Raw genomic sequence first — 6,407 nt, 5'->3', positions numbered from 1 at the left:
CCGCCGCCGACCTGTTCCGCATGATCTGACGAGGGGGCGTACGCCCGTTCGGCCCGGGACACACGGTTGGCGGGCCGGGGGGGGGCCCCCCCCCCCCCGGGGGCCCCCCCCCTCCGGTCCCCGGGCGCGGATCAGCGGCAGGCGAGGTCGGCCGCCTCCCGCGCGCAGCCCCAGGCCACGGTGACGCCCGCACCGCCGTGGCCGTAGTTGTGCACCAGCAGCCGCCCGTCCGGCAGCGCCTCGCGCTCCAGCCGTACGGCGTCCCGCGCGGGCCGCAGGCCCACCAGGTGCCCGAGCACCCTCGCCCCGGCGATCTCGGGCCGCAGCGCCGCGCACCGCCGTACGATCGCCTCCGCGACCGCCGGGTCGGGCTCGGCCGACCAGGCGTCCTCCTCGGCCGTACCGCCCAGGACCAGCCGCCCGGGCTGCGGGAAGAAGTACGCCATCTCCCCGGAGACGGGATCGGTGGAGACCATCCACGTCCGGATGCCCGGGTTCTCCACGACGACCAGTTGCCCGCGCACCGGACGCACGGACGGGTCCGGGACCAGCTCCCGGGCACCCAGCCCGGTGCAGTTGACCACGACCGGCGCGTCGGCCTCGGCCGGAGCGGCCACCGCCCGCGTCTCCACCACGCCGCCCGCGGACACCAACCGCTCCCGCAGCCACGGCAGGTGGGTCGACATGTCGATGAGCGGCAGCCGTGCCCACAGCCCCGACCCGCCGTACTCCTCCGGGGTCGCCGCACGCAAGCCCGGCAGCCGGGCGGCCGCCCACGCGTCCACCTCGTCCAGGCCGGTCTCGCCCAGCACCCCTTCGACCATGCGTACGCCGCTCTCCCCGGGCCGCGCCGCCATCTCCTCGTACACGTCCAGGGAGCGCAGCGCCCACGCGCGCGCCGCCGCGACCGGCTCGATGCGGTACGGCCACCACAGCGCACCCGCGACCGCCGAGGTGGTCCGCTCGACGGGCTCCCGCGTCCACAGCCGCACCCGCCTGCCGCGCTCGGCGAGAACGACGGCCGTCGTCAGCCCGATCACACCGCCGCCGACCACGACGATTTCGTCATCCAGTTCGGTTCCCACACCGGGACGTTAGCGAATGCCCCATGCCGTGCTCGAAGCGGTCCCGCCCCGGGAATACTCACCGCATGGCTGCCGAGTACGCGACCTTCGGTCTGGCCCCGGCGATGCGCGCCGGTGGTGTCCTCGCCGACGGCGACTACCAGGTCCACCGCGACTTCGTGGACTTCATCGTCGACGGACGTCCCCTGCTGTTCCGCCTCTCCGACCTGGACGCCGTCTCCCCGCTCGCCTCCGACGTGCCGCCCGCGATCTTCACCGCGCAGGTCCGCAGCCTGCTCCTGGAGGGCGACGCCCCCCTGCCCGAAGGCCGGTACGTCATCTACGGCTGCCCCGAGTGCGAGGACCTGGCCTGCGGCGCGGTGACCGCCGTGATCCTGCGGGACGGCGACGACTTCGTCTGGCGGGACTTCGCCTGGCAGACCGGCGAACACGCCGACCTGGAGTTCAACGGCTACCACGGCATCGGCCCGTACCGCTTCCCCGGCGCCGAGTACCGCGCGGCCCTCGCCGCCCTGCTCGACGGCTCCGCGCACATCCGCCGCCGGGTCCTGCTGATCGGCGCCCGCGTCGCCCTGCTCGCCAAGCTCGCCGCCGCGCTGCGCACCATCGGGATCGGCGCCGACATCACCGCTGACGCCGGTGACGTACCGGCCGACGAACTGCGGGCCTACGGCGCCGTCGTCTTCGGCCGCGCGGTCCCCGAGACGGCGCGGGCGGCCGCACTCCGCGCCTTCGCCGACGCCGGGGTGGACGTGGCCCACGTCGACGGCCTCGCCCCGATCGTCCCGCTGCTCGTCGCCCAGATCGAACACGCCCTGGACCCCGGCCCGGCCGAGCGGCGACGGCTGACCCGCCTGACGGCGACCGGCGCCGCCGCGGACGTCGAGGTCACCTCGCCCTGCCGGGTACGGCTCACCGCCTACCGTCTGGACCGCCTGCACCGCACCCGCACCCACGAGGTCTTCGACGGCGTACTCGAAGCGGGCGGCCACCGCGTCGGACTGGACGCCCGGGCGGTGAAGGGGGAGTCCTTCGTGGTGGCGCGGGCCCCCGGAAGCGTGCTGGTGGCCGCGGTGACGCACGGGAAACCCGGCTGAGCGGGCCGCGGACCGCCGTTAGGATCGACGGTCTGATGACTGCCACCCTCGTCGCCAAGAACCTCGCCGCCGGCCACGGCGACCGCTCCCTGTTCACCGGGCTCGACCTCGTCGTCGCGCCCGGCGACGTGATCGGACTCGTCGGAGCCAACGGCGCGGGCAAGTCCACCCTCCTGCGGATGCTCGCCGGACTGATCACCCCGGAACAGGGCGAGCTGCGCCTGTCCCCGCCCGCGGCCGCCGTCGGCCACCTCCCGCAGGAGCCGGAGCGCCGGCCCGGCGAGACCGTCCGGGACTTCCTGGCCCGCCGTACCGGCGTCACCGAGGCCCAGCGCACCATGGACGAGGCCACCCAGGCCCTGGTCGACGGCGCACCGGGCGCCGACGACGCCTACGCGACCAGCCTGGAGCGCTGGCTCGCGCTGGGCGGCGCCGACCTCGACGACCGCGCCGCGGAGACCGCCGACGCGCTCGGCCTGACCGTCGGCCTCGACCAGCCGATGACGTCCCTGTCCGGCGGGCAGGCCGCACGGGCCGGCCTCGCCTCCCTCCTCCTCTCCCGCTACGACGTCTTCCTGCTCGACGAGCCGACCAACGACCTCGACCTGGACGGCCTGGAGCGCCTCGAACGCTTCGTGACCGGCCTGCGCGCGGGCACCGTCGTCGTCAGCCACGACCGCGAGTTCCTCACCCGCACCGTCACCAAGGTCCTCGAACTCGACCTCGCCCAGCGGCAGATCAACCTCTACGGCGGCGGCTACGAGGCCTACCTGGAGGAGCGCGAGGTGGCCCGCCGGCACGCCCGCGACGAGTACGACGAGTACGCCGACAAGCGGGCGTCGCTCCAGGACCGGGCGCAGATGCAGCGCACCTGGATGGACAAGGGCGTCAAGAACGCCCGGCGCAAGGCGGGCAACGACAACGACAAGGTCGGCCGCAAGTTCCGCAGCGAGGCCAGCGAGAAGCAGGCCGCCAAGGCCCGCCAGACGCAGCGCATGATCGAACGCCTGGACGTCGTCGAGGAGCCGCGCAAGGAGTGGGACCTGCGCATGGAGATCGCGTCGGCGCCGCGCTCGGGCGCGGTGGTCGCCACCCTCCGCGACGCCGAGGTCCGACGCGGCGACTTCGTCCTCGGCCCGGTCTCGCTGCAGATCGACTGGGCGGACCGGGTGGCGGTGACGGGAGCGAACGGCGCGGGCAAGTCCACGCTGCTCGCCGCCCTCCTGGGCCGCGTCCCGCTCGACGCCGGACACGCGGCGCTCGGCTCCGGCGTCCTGCTCGGCGAGGTCGACCAGGCCCGCAAGCTGTTCTACGGCCCCGAATCCCTGCTCGACGCGTTCCGAACGGCGACCCCCGACACCGAACCGGCCGACATCCGCACCCTCCTGGCCAAGTTCGCCCTCAAGGCGGACCACGTCGTGCGCCCGGCGTCGACCCTCTCCCCGGGCGAACGCACGAGGGCGGCCCTCGCCCTCCTCCAGGGATCGGGCGTCAACCTCCTGGTTCTGGACGAACCGACCAACCACCTCGACCTGCCGGCCATCGAACAACTGGAGTCGGCCCTGGACGCGTATCAGGGCACGCTCCTGCTCATCACCCACGACCGCCGCATGCTGGACGCGGTGAGGGTGACCCGCCGCCTCGAGGTGACGGACGGCAAGGTCGTGGAACGCACGTAGGCGCGGGCCGCTGCCCCGCTCCTTCACGGGGACGCGTGGGCGGCCCGGCGCTCCGCGAGCGCCGGGCCGCCCACCCACTACCGGCTACGGCGTCGCCGGTCGCCTACGCCAACCCGGCCCGCCGCAACGCGTCGGCCATCGCGCCGTTGGACGGAGCAGGCGCCGCCGACGACCGCCCCTTGCCGCCGCCACCGCCGGAGGTCTGCCGCTGCTGCCGCTGCCTCGGCGGCTTGCCCCCGCGCTCCCGCTTCTGCTCTCCTTGCGCACCCTGCGGAGCGGCCTCGTCGTCCAGCCGCAACGTCAACGAGATCCGCTTCCGCGGAATGTCGACGTCCAGCACCTTCACCTTGACGATGTCCCCGGGCTTCACCACATCCCGCGGATCCTTCACGAACGTCTTCGACATCGCGGACACGTGCACCAGCCCGTCCTGATGCACGCCGACGTCCACGAACGCCCCGAAGGCCGCGACATTCGTCACGACACCCTCCAGGACCATCCCGGAGGACAGGTCGGAGATCTTCTCGACGCCCTCCTTGAAGGTGGCCGTCCTGAACGCGGGCCGCGGGTCGCGCCCAGGCTTCTCGAGCTCCTTGAGGATGTCCGTGACCGTCGGCAGACCGAACGTCTCGTCCACGAACTCCGACGGCCGCAGCGACCGCAGCACGGAGGTGTTGCCGATCAGGCCGGCCACCTCCTGCCCGGCGGTCTTCACCATCCGGCGCACCACCGGGTACGCCTCGGGGTGCACGCTCGAGGCGTCCAGCGGGTCGGTGCCGCCGCGGATCCGCAGGAAGCCCGCGCACTGCTCGTACGCCTTGGGCCCGAGCCGCGACACCTTCTTCAGCTCGGTCCGCGAGGTGAACGGCCCGTTCGAGTCCCGGTGGGCGACGATGTTCTCGGCGAGCCCGGAGGTGATGCCGGACACGCGGGCGAGCAGCGGCGCGGACGCCGTGTTGACGTCCACGCCCACGCCGTTCACACAGTCCTCGACGACCGCGTCCAGCGAGCGCGACAGCTTCACCTCGGACAGGTCGTGCTGGTACTGACCGACGCCGATCGACTTCGGGTCGATCTTCACGAGCTCGGCCAGCGGGTCCTGCAGCCGCCGGGCGATCGACACCGCGCCGCGCAGCGAGACGTCCATGTCCGGCAGTTCCTGGGAGGCGAAGGCGGAGGCCGAGTACACGGAGGCGCCCGCCTCGGACACCATCACCTTGGTGAGCTTCAACTCCGGGTGCCTGGTGATGAGTTCCCCGGCGAGTCTGTCGGTCTCGCGGGACGCCGTGCCGTTGCCGATGGCGACCAGTTCGACCGCGTGCTCCCCGGCCAGCCGCGCCAGCTTGGCGATCGCCTCGTCCCACCGGTTGGCCGGGACGTGCGGGTGGATCACGTCCGTGGCCACGACCTTGCCGGTCGCGTCGACCACGGCGACCTTCACGCCCGTACGGAAGCCCGGGTCCAGACCGAGCGTCGCCCGGGTGCCCGCGGGGGCGGCCAGCAGCAGGTCGCGCAGGTTGGCGGCGAAGACGTTCACCGCCTCGTCCTCGGCGGCCGTGCGCAGCCGCAGCCTCATGTCGATGCCGAGGTGCACCAGGATGCGGGTGCGCCAGGCCCAGCGGACCGTGTCCGTCAGCCACTTGTCGGCGGGCCGGCCGCGGTCGGCGATCCCGAAGCGGCTCGCGACGATCCCCTCGTACGACGACGGCCCGTCGGTGGCCTCCTCGGGCTCCAGGACGAGGTCGAGGACGTCCTCCTTCTCGCCGCGCAGCATGGCGAGGACGCGGTGCGAGGGCAGGTCGGTGAACGGCTCGGCGAAGTCGAAGTAGTCGGCGAACTTGGCGCCGGCCTCCTCCTTGCCCTCCTTCACCTTGGCGGCGAGCCGCCCGCGGGCCCACATCCGCTCGCGCAGCTCGCCGATCAGGTCGGCGTCCTCCGAGAACTTCTCGGTGAGGATCGACCTCGCCCCGTCCAGGGCGGCCTGCGGGTCCGCCACGCCCTTGCCGGCGTCGACGAACGCCGCGGCCGCGGCGAGCGGCTCCACGGACGCGTCGGCGAGCAGCCCCTCGGCCAGCGGCTCCAGACCCGCCTCACGCGCGATCTGCGCCTTCGTGCGCCGCTTGGGCTTGTACGGCAGGTAGATGTCCTCCAGGCGCGCCTTGGTCTCCGCCGCGCGGATGCGCGCCTCGAGCTCCTCGGTGAGCTTGCCCTGCTCGCGTACCGACTCGAGGATCGCCGTACGCCGCTCCTCCAGCTCCCGCAGGTAGCGCAGCCGCTCCTCGAGCGTGCGCAGCTGCGCGTCGTCGAGCATCTCGGTCGCTTCCTTGCGGTAGCGGGCGATGAAGGGCACCGTCGAGCCGCCGTCGAGCAGCTCCACCGCGGCCTTCACCTGCCGCTCCCGTACGCCGAGCTCCTCGGCGATCCTGCCTTCGATGGACCTCACGTCGATGGACGCGCTGGACCCGGGTGTCGTCACGATCCGGTACCGCCTTCTCACAGAGGTTGCGCGGCAATTGTGGCAGGTGGCGCCGACAATCGGGGATCAG

At 73.3% G+C, this 6,407-nt stretch carries 4 protein-coding genes; 2 read left to right on the top strand and 2 right to left on the bottom strand.

The features are described 5' to 3' along the window. Window positions 1-131: 131 nt before the first annotated feature. Window positions 132-1,085, bottom strand: coding sequence for an FAD-dependent oxidoreductase (locus tag ACP4J0_RS36345; RefSeq protein WP_426603398.1), 954 nt, complete (start codon window positions 1,083-1,085; stop codon window positions 132-134). A 65-nt stretch (window positions 1,086-1,150) separates the two neighbouring features. Here ACP4J0_RS36345 and ACP4J0_RS36340 point away from each other — a divergent pair, with 65 nt between their 5' ends. Both ACP4J0_RS36340 and ACP4J0_RS36335 read left to right on the top strand, forming a co-directional pair. Further along, a complete protein-coding gene (locus tag ACP4J0_RS36340) occupies window positions 1,151-2,182 on the top strand; it encodes an oxidoreductase (RefSeq protein ID WP_426603397.1) in 1,032 nt (343 codons plus the stop codon). Between the two features lie 35 nt (window positions 2,183-2,217). After that, window positions 2,218-3,861 (top strand): ABC-F family ATP-binding cassette domain-containing protein, encoded by a 1,644-nt coding sequence (locus ACP4J0_RS36335; RefSeq protein WP_426603395.1) that lies wholly within the window; start codon window positions 2,218-2,220, stop codon window positions 3,859-3,861. A 103-nt stretch (window positions 3,862-3,964) separates the two neighbouring features. Here the strand turns inward: ACP4J0_RS36335 and ACP4J0_RS36330 are convergent, their stop codons facing one another. Then, window positions 3,965-6,337: a Tex family protein gene (locus tag ACP4J0_RS36330; protein WP_426603393.1), complete on the bottom strand. Its 2,373-nt coding sequence runs from the start codon at window positions 6,335-6,337 to the stop codon at window positions 3,965-3,967. Between the last annotated feature and the right edge of the window lie 70 nt (window positions 6,338-6,407).

It is taken from the genome of Streptomyces sp. WG7 (assembly GCF_049975785.1).
GTDB lineage: Bacteria > Actinomycetota > Actinomycetes > Streptomycetales > Streptomycetaceae > Streptomyces.
The sequence above is the reverse complement of the archived record's forward strand: the minus strand, read 5'-3'. Positions and strand labels throughout refer to the sequence as shown.

Excerpts from the sequence above, each read along its gene's own strand:
- ACP4J0_RS36340 (WP_426603397.1), top strand. The coding sequence starts at position 1,151 with ATGGCTGCCGAGTACGCGACCTTCGGTCTGGCCCCGGCGATGCGCGCC.
- ACP4J0_RS36335 (WP_426603395.1), top strand. The coding sequence starts at position 2,218 with ATGACTGCCACCCTCGTCGCCAAGAACCTCGCCGCCGGCCACGGCGAC.